Origin of the sequence: Chryseobacterium sp. 6424 (assembly GCF_003692615.1) — a bacterium.
GTDB lineage: Bacteria > Bacteroidota > Bacteroidia > Flavobacteriales > Weeksellaceae > Kaistella.
In genome coordinates this window covers 1,869,668-1,884,375 of sequence record NZ_CP023540.1, presented here as the reverse complement: position 1 = coordinate 1,884,375, position 14,708 = coordinate 1,869,668, and the positions used below count along the sequence as shown (strand labels likewise).

Here is a 14,708-nt window from a genome sequence, read left to right as displayed (position 1 = left end):
AATATGCCTTGGAAAATAACAGAGCATAAATGCTTACAGCAGAATCAGGAGTTGAAGGTGAAAGCACTTGTGAAAGAAATGGCAGAATATTCATACGCAACGTACGCTGAAAGCTTTGAAAATCACTTTAAGTCTTTAATAAAAGAAGTTCCTAAAACAAATACGTTTTCCGCCGATCACTTCTACAGGGTAACGCAAAGAAACCTTAAGTCAGTAGAAATCTGGAAGGTGGACATAGAGGGTGAATTTAAATACAAAATGTTTACGCTCGATTACTATGAATAAAGCACTCAGCAGCAGCGACCTTTTAGCAAAAAAATACAAGCTCTTTGACTTTACCGATGACTTCCTTGCCGCGTTCGACCGACCGGAAAAGACCGGGACCTGGTTTGTGTACGGAAACTCCGGCAACGGCAAAACCAACTTCCTGCTGCAGCTGATAAAAGAACTCGCCAAAACTGAAAGAGTGCTTTACAACTCACTGGAAGAGGGCGACGCGCACACGATGCAGAAAGCCTGGATGGACAACAATATGCAGGACTGCGGACGCCGCGTGCAGCTGATCTGCGAGACGATGGAGGAGCTGAAGGACAGACTGCGGAAGCGGCAAAGCCCGAACGTGATTGTGGTGGACAGCTTCCAGTACACCTGGATGAATTTTAAAGAATACATGGCCCTGAAAAACGAGTTCAAAAACAAGCTCTTCATCTACAACAGCCAGTGCGAAGGCAAGAGTCCAATGGGAAAAACCGCGATGAAGGTGATGTATGATGCAAGTTTGAAAATATGGATCGAGGGATTTAAAGCCTTTTCAAAAGGCCGGTACATCGGCAAGAATGGCGGCGAGTATGTGATCTGGGACGAGGGAGCCGAGAAGTATTGGGGAAATAAAAAATAATATGAATACAGAATACAACCACGAGATCCTGGCGCTCGACAGCCTTTATGATGTACTTACCTGGTACGACCGGTGCTGGCTACACCTACACAGCTTCGATAAGCAAAGCGGTCCGCCCAGTCCGCGCATCCTGGCGCTATTAAAAGTGATAACAGACAGCCATTGGCGGGCACCGCAGCGACGCGCCGGGCAAGACCGCTGCGGACAGTACGAACACTATGGGGAATGGCTGGAGATTACAGATTACGCGGCCAACAACCCGAAGATTACCGAACAGATTGAGAGAATCAAGAGCCAAGAATAAAGACAAAAAATTAAAAAATGACAGAACTATTCGCACCCAACGAGGAGGAACTCGACCAGATGATCCTCGAAGTACAACAACAGATGGAGGAAGCAGAAAGCCAGCTGGAGTATGACCACCTGCATGATCGTCTGAAAGACCTCCGCAACCAGAAACAACAATTATTAATTCAAGATAACATACTATGAAATTCAAGCAAACCCCAAAAGACAAAACGTGGACGGATGAAAGCGGAACCGAGATTCCGTACAACCGTACCACGCCCGCCGAAAGGCTCAGAGAAAAGTACGCGTTTGCGCTCCTGAGTGAAGCGGAGACGATCAACCAGAGGGCGACCGCCTTTAAAGCCAAAATCACCGAACTGGTGCAGGAGGTGATCGATGCCGCGCGCGAAGAGAATGCCGTGAAGCTCGAAGGTAAGGGAAATTACACCTGGTACAATTTCAACCGCACCATCAAGATCGAGGTGAATGTGAACGAGCAGATCTCATTCGACGAGCTCACGATAGAAAGCGCGAAGGAGAAACTGATGGAGCTGATCCGCCAGAGCATCACCGGCGACGACTTCATTATCACACTGGTAGAAGACGCTTTCCAGACCAGTCGCGGCAAACTGGATCCCAAGAAAATCCTCGGCCTGAGACGCCACACCGAGCGGATAAGAAACGCGAAGCTGAAAGCTGAGTGGAGCGACATCATGACGCTGATTGACAAGAGTATCTCCCGCCCGAGCAGCAAGACTTATTTCAAAGTCTGGAAGAAAAACGAAGAGGGCAAGTATGAGGGCGTGGAGCTTAACTTCTCAGCACTGTAATGATGGATGTTTTCACCTTTATCATAGGATTCGCTGTCGGCTTCGTTATCGGGATTGTGTTCATCCTTGTGGCGGTAGGTTACTTCAGCGGTTTGTACAGGGAAGACCTTTCCGGTACACATGAGATTACGATTAACCGTGGTTAATTAGTTTGTGACCGCCGGGAAAGTCCGGCACCATCCTCACGATAGATTTACAAAGGATAAAATCGCCGGAGACGGAGTTTGCAGGTTCGAGCCCTGCCGGAGGAACATAAGCAAAACCCCTTATACATAGGGCTTATAAGCAGAATAGATTATAATCCAAAAGAAAACAAAATGGCAACCCTACAAGATTTACAAGAGTTGTTTGCCTCGCGCAAACCCAGCGATGTAGCCATCGAGATCTGTGGCTTCACCGGCTTCCGCACCACTAACATCGAGGAACTGACGGCGGAAGAGATTGACCGGCTGTATGCATGCCACGCACCACGGCTGAAAGATGTAGAAGCTGAGTTTGAAGCTTTCAAGGCCGAAATGGTACAGAAAGCCTGGCGCAGCAAGATACTGGCGGCGGCCGAGAAGGCAGGATTGAAAGAACCGGGCGACTTCGGGAAATTCAACGCCTGGATGCTGAACAGGAGCAAGTATAAAAAACCGCTTTACGCACACACCGTAGAGGAGCTGAAAGAGCTGCACCGGCAGATCAATTCGGCGATCAGTAACAACTACCGCAGCGCCCAGAAGCCGATGACAAAAGCGTGGTGGAATCAGGGAGAGAAACTTAAAAATTTGAATTGATGATTCTTCCCTTTTCAACACAGCTCAACGGAAAGCCTACATTATTTATCGAAAAGATTTGGGAGGGCTTTTTTAGAAACGATTTTTTTGGCGGAAAGGATACCGAGTTTATAAAGTATTTCGATTTGCACAAAGAGAAATTTGGTAGAACTTGGGATGAACTACCCGCCGACAACAGACTAGAGTTTCCAAAAATCCACACCATCCGCAAAGATGAAAAAAACCGGTGGAAGCCTGGGATGATGATTGACTTCTTTATCAATAACCGCACGAAAAATGCCTTTCGCTTTGCGCCACGAGTTCAGGTGGTTTCTACACAGGGCATACATATACGACATCATACTGGACATGTTGAAGTGTTTATCAATGGTGAATGGTTTGGTGAGGTATTTCACCACGGGTTAGATGATATTGATTCCTTGACTCAAGACTTGGAGCTATTAGCTAAGAATGATGGCTTCAATTGTGTGGAGGACTTCTTTGCTTATTTCGATGAAGACTTCACTGGTAAAATCATTCACTGGACAAATTTTAAATATGAATAAGGAACAACCCCAAACCCCCGAAACCGAGATCCTCGACTATCTGAAGCAGGTCACCGGCACCAAGTTCCGGCCGATTAAAAGCAATTTAACGCTTATTTCAGCACTGTTGAAAGCCGGGTACGAACAGGAGGAAATCATAGAGGTGATACAGCTGAAGACGGTGCAGTGGAAAAACAACGCCGTGATGGCGCCCTACCTGCGCCCGAGTACCCTCTTTAAGATGAGCAATTTCGATAACTACGTAAATGAGCTGGAGCTCGTGAAACAAAACCCAAAGATGTATGCACAACACTTCGCAGCACTTAATAAAATCAAAGGAAGCAGATCAGCCGCCGACGACACTGATGCAATTAGCGACCTGTACGGCTAAGCAGTTTAACAACCAACTGGCCAGGCTGGAGCAGAACCTCACGATCCGCGGAAGCATTGAACAAAGCGCGCTAATCTGCACCGAAGGACAAAAGAAAGACGTGGTGCCGCAGATTATCCGCGTGATAGAGTTCTTTCTGCTGGTCACCGGTAAGGAAATGGAGGATTTCCAGATCACCATCCTCGCGGGCGATTTGTATGACCGCTTCCGTACCGATACGCTGGATGACATCATCCTGATGCTGAAGTTTGCCAGAACCGGCGAATTTGGCAAGGTGTACAGCTTTAACAGCATGACCGTGATGGAGTGGGCGCAGCTTTACTTGGATCGAAAGGCCGAGGAACGCGAGAGATTGCTTCGCTCCGCTCGCAATGACAGGCGCAAGGAGCTGCCGGAACCGGAGGGAAAACGCTTTAGCGAGCTGCCACCAGAACTACAGGAAAAGTTTAACAGCCTGGGCAAAGAGAAAAGCAGTTTTAAGCTGATCCCCGACAAGGCCAAAGAGGCGATGACTAATGAGAAATTGATGAGAAACTTACAAAAAGAAAACGATGATTAAACTAAACAACTACTGGTACAGCTACGAAGAAGTGCGGGAGGCGCTGGAAAAAAAGGGCTATACCATCGTGCTGGATGAGCATGAACCAGACAAGCGGGGTAACATAAAGACCGAATGGAGCGCGATAAAAGACGGCCAGACACAGACCATACAATCAGCTGCCATCAAAGAATTTCATAAAAAACCGCCGCTTGTGTAGTGTGCGGTTTTTTTTATTACATTTGAGAAAAATACAACGAGATGAAAACAACGCTACTGTACTCCTTTCATAAGGATGTCTTCGATTTGGATGAAACTGTCTACATCGAATTTGAAAATCCACCTTATATACCAGAAAGCAAGGAGAAAATCGACATTGATTTTCACAGCTTCTTTGATGAAGAAATTGCCGATCAGATTGTAGCCAGACTGGAGGCAAACGAAAATATAATACCGTATAGAAATATGAGCACGTGGTCGAAGACCGGCGTAAATATTCATTATGAGTATATGGATATCATTACCCCAACCAAATACCGAATCGTTTAAAAAATGAAAACACAATTGACACCTGATGATCAGGGAGCTCGAAACAAAAAGACAAACAGCAAAATTTTAAAGTACGGCTGCCTGCCTATTACGGGCATCTTCGTATTATTTATGATTATCGGGATGTTTACTGATGATAAGGCAACTCCACACGCGACAGAAACATCAACCCAGAAAACAACAGCGGTTGCAGATGCCGCGCCTGATAACTGGATTTACCCTGAGAATACGGATAAAATGGATAAATCCGGAAAGTTGGCAATGACTACATCTAAGGATATTCTGGAGTTTGAATTTCCTTATGGCGGCGGTTCTACCTCAACATTGCTAATACAATCAAGAAACGGACGGACTGACGTGATATATCAGATTGAGCCAGGGCAAATCATGACAGAAAATCCAGTTAGAATTAAATTTGATGATAAAGCGCCATACAGCTTGGGTGTTAACCAAAGCACGGATTTGAGTTCAAACATTATTTTTCTACAATCTTCATCTAAAGTGTTAAGCGACATTAAGAAATCTAAAAAGATGGTAATCGAGGTTGATTTTTACAAGGAAGGTATGAGACAAGTGGAGTTTAATGTGGAAGGATTGAAGTGGTAAACTCCGGCTTGCACAAGTAAAAGCCGCGCGTTATCTTTGTTTTATGACCAGCGAAAAAACCAAGAGACGGCAGAAAAGAGACGAGCAGGTGCGGCAGTATTTTGCCGAGCTTGAGGCTAAATATCCACAGTGGCGGCTCGATGCACTGCTGGATAAAACGGCGGAACGGTTCCCGCCCATTTCTGCGGCCACCGTCTCTGCCATATTAAACAAAAGCGGGATTTACAAGTAATTAAAAAGCGTTTCAATGGTCTTGAAACGCTTTTTATTTGGTGGTATGACAATTGTTTGTATATTTGCTCCCGAAGAGCGATGACTTCAATCTTCTACCTCCGCGACAAGGTTATGTCGCATTTTTTATTTTAGCAGGTCCTCTGCGCTTATTTTTTCAATCAGTTTACCTTCCCGTATAAATATGAACTCACTGAAGGTATCTTTTCTATAGTTCTGCAGTATATTACCACGAATGCTGTTTTTAAGCCGGTTAAGGTCGCTTGGATATTCCGGCATAATTTCAAATACGATTATTTTACAGCCCTGCGCCTTCGCTGATTTAAGATTAGAGGATACTCCTTTGCCTTTCTGCTCTTTTCTGTCTGCCATTAATTTGCGTATTTGATATTCAGGGTTCTTATAACCTTCAATCAGTATATGCGGCCTTATTTTTACGGTTATCGCATTATCCGCCAGAATAGTTGCCGTTGTTATATTCTTATCCAAATCATACTTGTCTGCAAAAGGGCTCACCTTTACTGCTGCGCCACTTTCGGATTTGTACACAATCTTATAGGGTGCGGCATGTTTAGCCAACTCTGCCGCTTCTTTACCTTTCCTTATTAGCTTATAGAACATAAAACGACCCCAGGCCGCAACCTTCTCAATCTGTTCCGGATTCAAGCCGCCAGAGGTCATGTAACCGGAACCGTTAAAGATCTTTCCGCTTACGCCGGGATTATTGGCAAACTCAATTTTAAGCTGGGTTCCACCGGTGGGCTGGTCGGTCTCCGGTTCGTCCGTCTGTACTACCGTGCAGCGGCAACCCCAGTCATTAGGCGGAAGATTGTCCTTCCACCACGGATCGTTTATGGGTTTTACAATACCATCCCAGGCTGCATGCTCCGGTCTTACCCGGCCATCGCCCACAGTGCTGTACCTAAGATTAGGATATAAGTTCTTATTTCGCTGGAAATCCTGCCACTTTTCTGCACTCTGTGCGTTGGCCACTGTCTGGTGGTACTCCGTTTCCAGCCATCGGGTGTTATAGTCGCCGGATACCTTGTAGGCTTCTTTCAGGAACTCGGATTTTGGAGTAAGTTTTCCGTCTTTGGTCAGCAGATCCTCCAGTGTTTTCCGGAAGCTGGTCTCTTTAAATGCAGAGAACTCTGCAATACTTGTTTTCAGGGATTTGGCCAGGGGCTCATCCCAGAACTCAGATTTAGGCGAAAAGCCCACGTCTACCCCCGCAGAGAGTTTATCGTAATACACCTTCCACAGTTTTTCCCGGTTTTCCGGACTCACTTTCTTCTCATTGAAAAGCTGCTCCAGATAGTCCTCAATCAGCCTGCTTATGCTGAAGTCTGCCGTATAGTCTGCGGTGTAATGATTGTCGCAGCATTTACTCCGGTAGTTCAGCGCAAGCAGGCCTAAGGCTTTTTTCCGCTTACAGCATCCTGTATTACGGTGTCCGGGGTCTCGTCCAGCTCCACGCCGTAAGTTTCCTCCACATACGCCTTGCTCAGCTTATAGCCGCTTCGCATCAGCTCACCGTCAATCTTAATTTGCGCACTGGGATCCTTGGTTTGTGAGACTTTGAACTTGTAACCGTCCGGGATGTTGTAGCCGATGGCGCGCATTGCCGGCAACAGTTTATCATTGAGGATGGCGAGGATCTTCTTTTCGTCGGCATATACCAGCTCCGCCAGTGTATTCTCGTGCACAGTGCCCTGCGCACGGCTGCCGCCGCTGTCGGTGGTCATGGTCTGGTGAATAATGAGCTTTGAGAGTTCCTTATCCAGTGTCTCCAGTTTCTTAAAGAAAACATTGAAGGCATCGCCCTTGGAGTTCTCTTTAATCTCGACTTCGGTACCGATTGGGAAAACGCCGTAAGGTGCGGAGCCCATCTCTTCGAGCCAGCCTGCTACTTCATTTTTTACGGTTTCGCTTTGGGAAGCGATTTTGGCGATACGGATCGGCACACCGAAGAGTTCCTCGAACTCATCCCAGGAACCCCAGGAGTGGCGCTTCAAAATCGTGTATGGCGCAGCTTTCTCCAAGATACCGATATGGTCATACATCTGGCATTCGATAAGCAGATCCGGGTAGTCGCGGTACGGCAGACCGACATTCTGTGCATAATCATTCAGGATCAAACCGAGTTCCGGGATGACACGGCCACGCTCCACGAGGCTGACGGCTTTTATTTCGCCCTTATCCACTTCGCTCAAGAAGACCACCGAGGTGCCATAATAAACCGATTTGTGCGCATAGTTGATCAGATCCTCGAACCATGTTTTATCTTCGATGAATTTGGAGTGCTCATCGGACTTGGCGCCTTTCGGATCCACCAGGATAATATCTTTGTTGGTGGTGCGCAGGGTGCGGTTCTCGGTGATGCCGGTAAGGTGGCCGTCCATCATCACATCTTCGTACACCTCCTGCATGTAGTGGTTTCTCGGCATCTCGGCACTGTATCGCGCCTGGCGTGCAAACTGCCAGTCGTTGAGCTCCTTGCGCCAGAGGCGGCGGTGTGTCTTCATGGTATCGAGCATCAGGCGCGTGACTTTCTTCACGTCCTGAGACTGGTTGCCGGAGAGGCTTATCTTGTTTCCCACGAGGTTGCCGCCGATGTGGGTGTGGTGTTGAGTGAATGCCATATTATTTAAAAGTTTTGTCGAGTAATTTTTTAGCTTTTTCAGCGATTTTATCGTTCAGGTATTTGGACTTCCAGAAAAATCTTCTGACCGGCATACCATCTTTACCTTCATTGTGCCTTTCAGCGTATTTTTTATATGTATAAATAACTACTTTGAGTTTTGAGCGTCTGGCGCGAAAGGAGTTTTTAAGCTTATTACCGCCGGTATTGTGGCCGACCAAAATCGCACGTTTGAGATTCTTGCGTCCGAATTTGGTAAAGTCGCCTGCATTGCCCTTTCGGTTGGTTCGGTAGCGGGTAATGTCGCGACCTTTGCGATCGGTTGTCTTACGCGGTTTCCATTTATCGAGACCGGAATCATTAAAGCCCTGGTCGCGAAAGTTTTTCTTTATAAAATTCAGAGATTCAACCTCCATTATCTTCAGCATATCCTCCGGCAAGGTTGTGGCTGCACGTCGCAATATCCGTTCTAGTTTAGGAATATTACCAGCCATTCTGATAATTTCTGCGGTTTCCGAGCTTCATAAATTTTACGTCCTCATCCGGCACACCATCACCGTCGCTGTCTGTCTTCACGGTGGGCAGGTTTGCGCGACGCTTGCCGCTGGATATGTCTTCGAGCCACTTCATGGCTTCGTTGTACTCGTCCTCATTCAGCTGAGCTCCCGGCTTGCGGCGTTTCAGCAATTTGTAATAGACGAGATCCTTCAGGTACATGAGCACGGTAGGATCGCGGTCTTCGCCGGTCTTTGAAAAAACGGTGTCCACATCGTAGTAGCTGCCGAGGTTGGTTTTGATGAGCGAGATCATCTCGGTAATCAGCTGATCGATGGTACCGTCATCTTCGGAGCCACCGGCAACGAGTTTTATAAAATCTGCGGGAGCTACCGTGCTGAGCTCATCCTTTGTTAAAAATGCCATAATCAGTGCGTTATCGTTCGGTTTGTATATCTGCGCCCGAGCTTGCGCCGGATGCGTGTGTCAAAAGTCTGTGCATAGGCGAACATGCCGCCCATGTCTACGGTTTCCTCAGCATCGTTTACCTGCTGTAGCGGTGAGAACTGAGTACCTGCCAGAAACTGCAGTTTTTCGGCAATGGCATCGAGGAGGTCAATTTCCATCAGTCCGTGATCCGGGTCGGCGGTGCCATTATGCTGATCCATCCAGCCGTCGCGACAAAACAGTGTTACGGTAACTGTGGCGGTTCCGGTCTGCCCCTCTTCAGTCATGGTTTCATATTCGATGTTTGGAATCGAAATAAGCGCAGCGACAAAAAGGCTCGGAAAGTCTTCGCTTTCAAACTGCTTCCGGTTAAAGTCCACGAGCTCCAGTTGAGGAATAGTCATCAATGCCTCTTTGGCTTTTATAAAAATTTCTTTGCGTGGGGTCATATTCTTAGTATATACGGTCGCTTTCTAAATCTTTTCTTCGTAAAGAAATTGATCTCGCCCATTCTGGAAGTTTATATTCAGATCCGGCAGTAATGAATTCGTTTCTTTGAGTTTCCTTACGCTCTAAAGTGTAGGGATTATACCAGAAGGTTGTTTCAACATATCTTTTTGAATTTCTTCCATCAAAAAAATAGTATCTGTCAACTTTTTCAATTTCAAATCTATCTTTACTCATATTCTGCGGGTTTTCTTTTTGCCTATTGTTGGTCTGAAACCTTCATGCTGACTCTCGGAATAGCCGAAATAATTGCGGCCTAATCTTACCGCACACTCCAGCGCATCCGGTAAATCGTCGTGCGCTTTGGTTCCTTTTTCAAATGATAAAATTTGCTCCTGCGCACTCTCCCAGTCGTGTGTGTCTTTCAGTTTCGCGCTGATCTTAATCAGCTTGTTAAAAAATACGTCCGTTAGAGTTGCCTCAATCCGCATATGTTTGTCTGTAGAGGTTGAATTCGGAATCGGGACACTCGCGTATTTCTCACGTTCCGCAGCTGAAAGCCAGGCAGTGGAAAATACTGCAGCCTGCGAAACCGTGGCATCATAGAATGACAGCACGGAGGTGCCCTTTTCGTTATACTCACGCATTTTGGCAAAGTGCCATTCCATCGCTTCCGGCAGGTCGCACTGGCGGCAGAAAACATTGAGCACGGTAATTCTACCGTTTTTAAAACCGAGAATAACACCGGCTTTGTAATCGCCGTTGCGGGTATAGGATAAATCCCAGAAGCAAATAAGGCCATCCCAGATCACAGAATCCGAAACCTCCTCAAATTTCAGCCACTCGGCTTTGAAGAGCTTGCCCTTTTCGATCGGGTTGTTATAGTCCTCACGCTGCGAGGTGTAGTAATCTGTTTTAGAATTGATGAGTTTTATATCTTTTTTACTCATTCGCTGGTGCCAGCTCGGGTTTCCGTTTTCATCAGACAGGTTCACCGTATGCTCGTGCCAATGCTTTGAATTTTTGAAAGCGCCTTTGATGCCATCGCAAAGACCATTCTTTACAATGTAATTGTTTGGAATCAGGAGACGGCCACGGCGGAGGTGGAAAGCTTTTGCAAGATCACCGGTTACTTTCTCCACATTCTCGCGGGTCAGTTCGATGTTTTTAGCCTGCTTGCGGTCTTCGCAGTCATCCAGTGAAGCGAAATCGATACGGTACTGGCCGACTCTTAAACCACGGAAAGGCTGGTTTAATCCGAGTGCCTTAAACTTTTTGCCGTCGGTGGTATCGAACTCGCCGTCTGCCCAGTTACCGTAACTCATCTGAACGCCAAAATCTTTAATGTAGCGCTCGTTCCACTGAAGGTGAGTCTGCAGATCCGAAAGCAGGATCTTGGCCAGGTTCTCATTCCTACCGATCAGCACGCCAAAATTCAGCTCATTGTTTTCCTTCAGGTGGCATGGGTTACCGACGTTTGAGTGGATGGACTTGGCAGAACCACGAAACCATTTGCGCCACTGCACAATGAATGGATCTTCAAAGGTTCTGTCGTACGAGGTTTGGTGAAAGTCTGCGCACGGTGCGTCGGCTAAAGAAAGCGACACACCCATGCCGAAATAATAGTCGAAAAACTGAGTGTAGTTTTCCGGCTGCAGCAGGTATTTAATCCGCTCTTCCTGCTCCTCCGCAGTTTCTTTGATGATGGAACTGAACGTGAGCTCCTTAATCATCTTTGATTTGGATTTGAAACTTTCGAGCGCGGTTTTGTATTCGGTAGCGGTCATTTAAATCAGTGTTTCGATATAAGACTCCTGAAGGAGACGGATCTCTTTAAGCAGCTGAAGGTTCTTTTCACGCTTTTGCAATTTGGACTTGGCGACGATATCCTGAAACCAGTCGATAAAATTGTCGAATGTCTCCATAGAGTAAACCGCTTTCTTTTTGGCATCATCCATCTTGTCCCAGGCGGAGGCGAGTTTCGAAATATCATCAGGCCTGTACGGCATCTGCTTGCCGGATTTTATGGCAGCGATATTGGAGCGGATCATTGCTTTGATCTCATTTGGTGAAATATTCTGCAGCTGCTTCTCCTCTTCCCAGTTATATTTCTTTTTCCACTCGTTTAAAGTTTTAACGCCTACCTTGATCGTTTCCATTTCGGAAATTGACTGGAGGGAATAGCCACGCACATAGAGTCCCAAGGCATCCTTTTGTTTTTTGTCGCGCTCAGCGTTCCGCATACGCCCCTGGGTTTTCACCTCCTCAGTGTCGCAAGTCTGTACTTCCACTACTTTTTTAGCCATTACTTATAATTTGAATCAACATTTAATTTGCCGTCTTCGGTAAAGCGGATGTCATTTACCTGCTGGCCATCATACTGAAGGTTCTTTTTTGCTTCAATGAGGAACTCGGTTGCATCTTCGGAATTAAGCATCTGGGTGATGCCCACGCCGAGCTCGGGCGCAGCTTTGTATTCGCCTTTATTGGCGATGAGTATGTGTTCTGTGTGCTGGCTGTCGCTTTCGCCTACGGCAAAGTCACCGTTTTTAATTTCGAGATCTAAATTGAAGATAAAGTCCTGCATCGCTTATTAATTGTCACAAAATTCCATTAATAAGGCATTGAGAAAAAATCGCGGAACTATTAATTAAGAATTTTGGCTTAAAATTTCGGCCAAAAATTCTGTTCTACTTTTGCCGGTTTTTTTTTAGGGCTGCGGTGCGCCAATTTTGTGACCTACTTACGAAGCTACAATGCACAAAAACAAAGATTTCCGTATCACCGCCACGACTACCAACTCGGTACTGCAACTCAGCATCACCGGCAGGATCTGGCAGGGTGAAGTTGCCAACGCTATTAAGGTGCATATTGACGGCGCCCTGGGTGCAGGAATTACGGAGGCGGAGGTTTACATCAACTGTGTAGGCGGTAGCGTCTTTGAAGCGCAGGAAGTGGTGAACGAATTAAAAAGAATTGCCAATGTAAATCTGATTATAGGGTCGCTGGCTGCCTCTGCCGCCACGTACATCATGTGCCACTTCCCGGCACAATGTTACCAGACCTCGCAGTTTATGATCCATAAACCCGCCACCGACGTCTTCGGGAATGAAGACGACGTGAAAGCGGATTTAAAGGCTCTTGAAATACTGACTAATACCTACCGCAGCGCCTACGCCAAAAAGATGAACAAACCGGAAGCGGACATCGAAGCGATGTGGCAAAAGGATTACTGGATGGATGCCAAAGAAGCGCAGGCGCTTGGCTTGGTAGATTCCATCATCGATGAAGAAATACAGGCGGACACTGATACCATCGCGATGATGGTAGCGTGTGGCTGCCCGAACATACCCCAACAACAACCTACTAAAAAAGAAAATATGTCATTAGTTGCAATTGCCGCCGCACTGGGTGCCCCGGCACAATCTACAGAGGCGGAAGTGCTGGCGAAAGTTACTGCACTGGCTACTGCCAAAACCAACGGGGAAAGCGAAAGAGACCAGTGGAAACAAAAGTTTGAGGCGCTGCAAAAAGACGAGGCTTCGGCTTTGGTTGATAAGGCTGTCGCACTCGGGTTGATTCCGGAGGCACTGAAAGAGACGACTATCGGCTCTTTTACGGCTGAGAACTTCGAGGCACAAAAGGCATCTTTCACGAAACTTATCAGCGACAAAGAAGCTGAGAACGTGAAAGACGGAAGACACACCGCTGTGGCTTCTGCCATAGGCGGAAAAGCTACAGGCGCAACCGCTGCGGGAGCTGAGAAGACCTTCGACTACCTGCAGAAGCATAACCCTGCGGAACTGCGCAGAATAGCGGAGAAAGAACCGGAAAAGTACCAGGCCCTGGCGACGGATTATGCCAACGGCGTGAGACACAAAGCCTAAACAACCATTTTTACAAAAACAACCTACAATTATTATGAAAAGATTATCATTATCAGCCCTTGCGGTTAACTTCTTAATCGCCCTGATACTAAGCTTTGTGTTGGCACCGTATCTGAGTGCAACTCAACCACAGGCCGTAATTGCCGCAGCTGCTATCACGACTATCAGTGCAACGGTACAGTATTTCGCGCCAACCCTGTTTGCCGGTAAAGCTATGATGGCTTTGCAGACGCAGGTCTGGACGAGCGAACTTATCGAGAATCCCTTCCCGGACGGTTCGTTTATTACCAAATCTAAAGACCTGAGTGAATGGGTGGACCACGATAAGATCAATCTGGTGGAAGCCGGTGTGGAACCTGCGGTCTTTGAGGATTATTTTAACGGTAATGAAGATCCGCTTCCATTGGCGAACATTAAAGACATTCCGCACGAGGTAGTGCTGAAAACCTACAGCACCGAGCAAACGCGTCACCGCGAGCTTCAGGATGTGGAACTGCAGTACGACAAGCGTACCAGTATCATCAAACGGCACAAGCAGGCGCTTGACCGAAATATGGGCGTGCGTGCAGCCTTTGCATGGACACCAGCCGTGAACAATGCTTTCAACAAGCTGATCACCGTAGGCGCGAATGACTCTATGGTGGATGCCATCATCGATGTGCAAGCGTTCATGGCGGGCCTTGACCTATCGAGTGAGCTTAACGTTTGTCTGACGCCTGATCACATGGCCAGAATCCGCAAGGAGGACAAAGTACTCTACAAGGATATCCTTAACGAGAACAAAATGTACGGTTTCAACGTATTCCAGTATTCACAAACGCCACTCTTCACCTCTGCAGGTGTTAAGAAGCCGATGGGTTCGGCAGTAGAAAACGGCGACAAACGCGCGACCTTCTTCTGGGCAACCGAGGAAACCTTCCGAGCCCTGGGGTCTGTGAAGATGTACGCAAATCTGAACGACTCCGCGTACCAGGCTGACACCCTATCATTCGCGCAGCGTGCGCTGATCGGTGCGATGAGAGCTAATAACCCGAAATACTTCGGCGGTATTATCTAAAGAAAGATCTTTTTGGTTCCGGTCCCCCGCCACCGCGGGGGGCTGCCCAAAAGTTTAATCTCATAAAAAAAGAAAACGCTATGTCACAAGATAAAAAAGT

25 protein-coding genes are annotated in these 14,708 nt (G+C 47.0%); 16 read left to right on the top strand and 9 right to left on the bottom strand.

Going from position 1 to position 14,708, the window contains the following annotated elements:
• Positions 1-3 precede the first annotated feature (3 nt).
• From CO230_RS08820 to CO230_RS08765, 14 genes are all read left to right on the top strand, one after another.
• Positions 4-285, top strand: a complete 282-nt coding sequence (locus CO230_RS08820; protein ID WP_122028265.1) for a hypothetical protein — start codon at positions 4-6, stop codon at positions 283-285.
• Positions 278-898, top strand: coding sequence for a hypothetical protein (locus tag CO230_RS08815; RefSeq protein ID WP_122028264.1), 621 nt, complete (start codon positions 278-280; stop codon positions 896-898). The genes CO230_RS08820 and CO230_RS08815 overlap by 8 nt, the downstream gene beginning before the upstream one ends.
• 1 nt (position 899) lies before the next feature.
• Positions 900-1,202, top strand: coding sequence for a hypothetical protein (locus CO230_RS08810; RefSeq protein WP_122028263.1), 303 nt, complete (start codon positions 900-902; stop codon positions 1,200-1,202).
• 17 nt (positions 1,203-1,219) lie between these two features.
• Complete coding sequence (locus CO230_RS12220; RefSeq protein ID WP_162990011.1) at positions 1,220-1,390, top strand: hypothetical protein; 171 nt, start codon at positions 1,220-1,222, stop codon at positions 1,388-1,390.
• Positions 1,387-2,016, top strand: coding sequence for a DUF3164 family protein (locus CO230_RS08805; protein WP_122028262.1), 630 nt, complete (start codon positions 1,387-1,389; stop codon positions 2,014-2,016). The genes CO230_RS12220 and CO230_RS08805 overlap by 4 nt, the downstream gene beginning before the upstream one ends.
• Positions 2,016-2,162, top strand: a complete 147-nt coding sequence (locus tag CO230_RS12215) for a hypothetical protein (RefSeq protein ID WP_162990010.1) — start codon at positions 2,016-2,018, stop codon at positions 2,160-2,162. The genes CO230_RS08805 and CO230_RS12215 overlap by 1 nt, the downstream gene beginning before the upstream one ends.
• Before the next feature lie 171 nt (positions 2,163-2,333).
• Positions 2,334-2,795, top strand: a complete 462-nt coding sequence (locus tag CO230_RS08800) for a hypothetical protein (RefSeq protein ID WP_162990009.1) — start codon at positions 2,334-2,336, stop codon at positions 2,793-2,795.
• The gene (locus tag CO230_RS08795) at positions 2,795-3,340 is read left to right on the top strand and encodes a hypothetical protein (protein WP_122028260.1); all 546 of its coding nucleotides are present in this window, start codon (positions 2,795-2,797) and stop codon (positions 3,338-3,340) included. Before CO230_RS08800 ends, CO230_RS08795 begins: the two co-directional genes overlap by 1 nt.
• A complete protein-coding gene (locus CO230_RS08790; protein WP_162990008.1) occupies positions 3,333-3,710 on the top strand; it encodes a conserved phage C-terminal domain-containing protein in 378 nt (125 codons plus the stop codon). The genes CO230_RS08795 and CO230_RS08790 overlap by 8 nt, the downstream gene beginning before the upstream one ends.
• Positions 3,685-4,269 (top strand): hypothetical protein, encoded by a 585-nt coding sequence (locus CO230_RS08785; protein WP_122028258.1) that lies wholly within the window; start codon positions 3,685-3,687, stop codon positions 4,267-4,269. Before CO230_RS08790 ends, CO230_RS08785 begins: the two co-directional genes overlap by 26 nt.
• The gene (locus CO230_RS08780; protein ID WP_122028257.1) at positions 4,262-4,468 is read left to right on the top strand and encodes a hypothetical protein; all 207 of its coding nucleotides are present in this window, start codon (positions 4,262-4,264) and stop codon (positions 4,466-4,468) included. The genes CO230_RS08785 and CO230_RS08780 overlap by 8 nt, the downstream gene beginning before the upstream one ends.
• A gap of 41 nt (positions 4,469-4,509) precedes the next feature.
• Complete coding sequence (locus CO230_RS08775) at positions 4,510-4,797, top strand: hypothetical protein (protein WP_122028256.1); 288 nt, start codon at positions 4,510-4,512, stop codon at positions 4,795-4,797.
• Positions 4,798-4,800: 3 nt separating this feature from the next.
• The gene (locus CO230_RS08770; RefSeq protein WP_122028255.1) at positions 4,801-5,403 is read left to right on the top strand and encodes a hypothetical protein; all 603 of its coding nucleotides are present in this window, start codon (positions 4,801-4,803) and stop codon (positions 5,401-5,403) included.
• 43 nt (positions 5,404-5,446) lie between these two features.
• Positions 5,447-5,635: a hypothetical protein gene (locus CO230_RS08765; RefSeq protein WP_122028254.1), complete on the top strand. Its 189-nt coding sequence runs from the start codon at positions 5,447-5,449 to the stop codon at positions 5,633-5,635.
• A 125-nt stretch (positions 5,636-5,760) separates the two neighbouring features.
• On the opposite strand, the gene CO230_RS08760 is transcribed toward CO230_RS08765, so the two are convergent.
• From CO230_RS08760 to CO230_RS08720, 9 genes are all read right to left on the bottom strand, one after another.
• Positions 5,761-6,888 (bottom strand): phage minor head protein, encoded by a 1,128-nt coding sequence (locus tag CO230_RS08760; RefSeq protein ID WP_162990007.1) that lies wholly within the window; start codon positions 6,886-6,888, stop codon positions 5,761-5,763.
• A gap of 158 nt (positions 6,889-7,046) precedes the next feature.
• Entirely contained in the window at positions 7,047-8,192 is a 1,146-nt protein-coding gene (locus CO230_RS08755) for a DUF935 family protein (RefSeq protein WP_228438104.1), read from the bottom strand.
• Between the two features lie 85 nt (positions 8,193-8,277).
• On the bottom strand, positions 8,278-8,769 hold the full coding sequence (locus CO230_RS08750; protein ID WP_122028251.1) for a phage morphogenesis protein: 492 nt from the start codon (positions 8,767-8,769) through the stop codon (positions 8,278-8,280).
• Positions 8,759-9,196, bottom strand: coding sequence for a phage protein Gp36 family protein (locus CO230_RS08745; RefSeq protein ID WP_122028250.1), 438 nt, complete (start codon positions 9,194-9,196; stop codon positions 8,759-8,761). Before CO230_RS08745 ends, CO230_RS08750 begins: the two co-directional genes overlap by 11 nt.
• A 2-nt stretch (positions 9,197-9,198) precedes the next feature.
• The gene (locus CO230_RS08740) at positions 9,199-9,666 is read right to left on the bottom strand and encodes a hypothetical protein (RefSeq protein WP_122028249.1); all 468 of its coding nucleotides are present in this window, start codon (positions 9,664-9,666) and stop codon (positions 9,199-9,201) included.
• A 4-nt stretch (positions 9,667-9,670) separates the two neighbouring features.
• The gene (locus CO230_RS08735; protein ID WP_122028248.1) at positions 9,671-9,901 is read right to left on the bottom strand and encodes a hypothetical protein; all 231 of its coding nucleotides are present in this window, start codon (positions 9,899-9,901) and stop codon (positions 9,671-9,673) included.
• On the bottom strand, positions 9,898-11,451 hold the full coding sequence (locus CO230_RS08730) for a hypothetical protein (RefSeq protein WP_122028247.1): 1,554 nt from the start codon (positions 11,449-11,451) through the stop codon (positions 9,898-9,900). Before CO230_RS08730 ends, CO230_RS08735 begins: the two co-directional genes overlap by 4 nt.
• On the bottom strand, positions 11,452-11,970 hold the full coding sequence (locus CO230_RS08725; RefSeq protein ID WP_122028246.1) for a terminase gpP N-terminus-related DNA-binding protein: 519 nt from the start codon (positions 11,968-11,970) through the stop codon (positions 11,452-11,454). It abuts the gene before it with no gap.
• Entirely contained in the window at positions 11,970-12,251 is a 282-nt protein-coding gene (locus CO230_RS08720) for an oxidase (RefSeq protein WP_122028245.1), read from the bottom strand. The genes CO230_RS08725 and CO230_RS08720 overlap by 1 nt, the downstream gene beginning before the upstream one ends.
• Positions 12,252-12,420: 169 nt before the next feature.
• Here CO230_RS08720 and CO230_RS08715 point away from each other — a divergent pair, with 169 nt between their 5' ends.
• Positions 12,421-13,551 (top strand): Clp protease ClpP, encoded by a 1,131-nt coding sequence (locus CO230_RS08715; protein WP_122028244.1) that lies wholly within the window; start codon positions 12,421-12,423, stop codon positions 13,549-13,551.
• A gap of 34 nt (positions 13,552-13,585) precedes the next feature.
• Entirely contained in the window at positions 13,586-14,608 is a 1,023-nt protein-coding gene (locus CO230_RS08710; RefSeq protein ID WP_122028243.1) for a hypothetical protein, read from the top strand.
• Positions 14,609-14,708 lie beyond the last annotated feature (100 nt).

Excerpts from the sequence above, each read along its gene's own strand:
- CO230_RS08720 (WP_122028245.1), bottom strand. The coding sequence starts at position 12,251 with ATGCAGGACTTTATCTTCAATTTAGATCTCGAAATTAAAAACGGTGAC.
- CO230_RS08715 (WP_122028244.1), top strand. The coding sequence starts at position 12,421 with ATGCACAAAAACAAAGATTTCCGTATCACCGCCACGACTACCAACTCG.
- CO230_RS08775 (WP_122028256.1), top strand. The coding sequence starts at position 4,510 with ATGAAAACAACGCTACTGTACTCCTTTCATAAGGATGTCTTCGATTTG.
- CO230_RS08745 (WP_122028250.1), bottom strand. The coding sequence starts at position 9,196 with ATGGCATTTTTAACAAAGGATGAGCTCAGCACGGTAGCTCCCGCAGAT.
- CO230_RS08770 (WP_122028255.1), top strand. The coding sequence starts at position 4,801 with ATGAAAACACAATTGACACCTGATGATCAGGGAGCTCGAAACAAAAAG.
- CO230_RS08730 (WP_122028247.1), bottom strand. The coding sequence starts at position 11,451 with ATGACCGCTACCGAATACAAAACCGCGCTCGAAAGTTTCAAATCCAAA.
- CO230_RS08780 (WP_122028257.1), top strand. The coding sequence starts at position 4,262 with ATGATTAAACTAAACAACTACTGGTACAGCTACGAAGAAGTGCGGGAG.
- CO230_RS08790 (WP_162990008.1), top strand. The coding sequence starts at position 3,333 with ATGAATAAGGAACAACCCCAAACCCCCGAAACCGAGATCCTCGACTAT.
- CO230_RS08765 (WP_122028254.1), top strand. The coding sequence starts at position 5,447 with ATGACCAGCGAAAAAACCAAGAGACGGCAGAAAAGAGACGAGCAGGTG.
- CO230_RS08740 (WP_122028249.1), bottom strand. The coding sequence starts at position 9,666 with ATGACCCCACGCAAAGAAATTTTTATAAAAGCCAAAGAGGCATTGATG.
- CO230_RS08805 (WP_122028262.1), top strand. The coding sequence starts at position 1,387 with ATGAAATTCAAGCAAACCCCAAAAGACAAAACGTGGACGGATGAAAGC.
- CO230_RS12220 (WP_162990011.1), top strand. The coding sequence starts at position 1,220 with ATGACAGAACTATTCGCACCCAACGAGGAGGAACTCGACCAGATGATC.
- CO230_RS08815 (WP_122028264.1), top strand. The coding sequence starts at position 278 with ATGAATAAAGCACTCAGCAGCAGCGACCTTTTAGCAAAAAAATACAAG.
- CO230_RS12215 (WP_162990010.1), top strand. The coding sequence starts at position 2,016 with ATGATGGATGTTTTCACCTTTATCATAGGATTCGCTGTCGGCTTCGTT.
- CO230_RS08735 (WP_122028248.1), bottom strand. The coding sequence starts at position 9,901 with ATGAGTAAAGATAGATTTGAAATTGAAAAAGTTGACAGATACTATTTT.
- CO230_RS08725 (WP_122028246.1), bottom strand. The coding sequence starts at position 11,970 with ATGGCTAAAAAAGTAGTGGAAGTACAGACTTGCGACACTGAGGAGGTG.
- CO230_RS08750 (WP_122028251.1), bottom strand. The coding sequence starts at position 8,769 with ATGGCTGGTAATATTCCTAAACTAGAACGGATATTGCGACGTGCAGCC.
- CO230_RS08820 (WP_122028265.1), top strand. The coding sequence starts at position 4 with ATGCCTTGGAAAATAACAGAGCATAAATGCTTACAGCAGAATCAGGAG.
- CO230_RS08795 (WP_122028260.1), top strand. The coding sequence starts at position 2,795 with ATGATTCTTCCCTTTTCAACACAGCTCAACGGAAAGCCTACATTATTT.
- CO230_RS08710 (WP_122028243.1), top strand. The coding sequence starts at position 13,586 with ATGAAAAGATTATCATTATCAGCCCTTGCGGTTAACTTCTTAATCGCC.
- CO230_RS08785 (WP_122028258.1), top strand. The coding sequence starts at position 3,685 with ATGCAATTAGCGACCTGTACGGCTAAGCAGTTTAACAACCAACTGGCC.
- CO230_RS08800 (WP_162990009.1), top strand. The coding sequence starts at position 2,334 with ATGGCAACCCTACAAGATTTACAAGAGTTGTTTGCCTCGCGCAAACCC.
- CO230_RS08810 (WP_122028263.1), top strand. The coding sequence starts at position 900 with ATGAATACAGAATACAACCACGAGATCCTGGCGCTCGACAGCCTTTAT.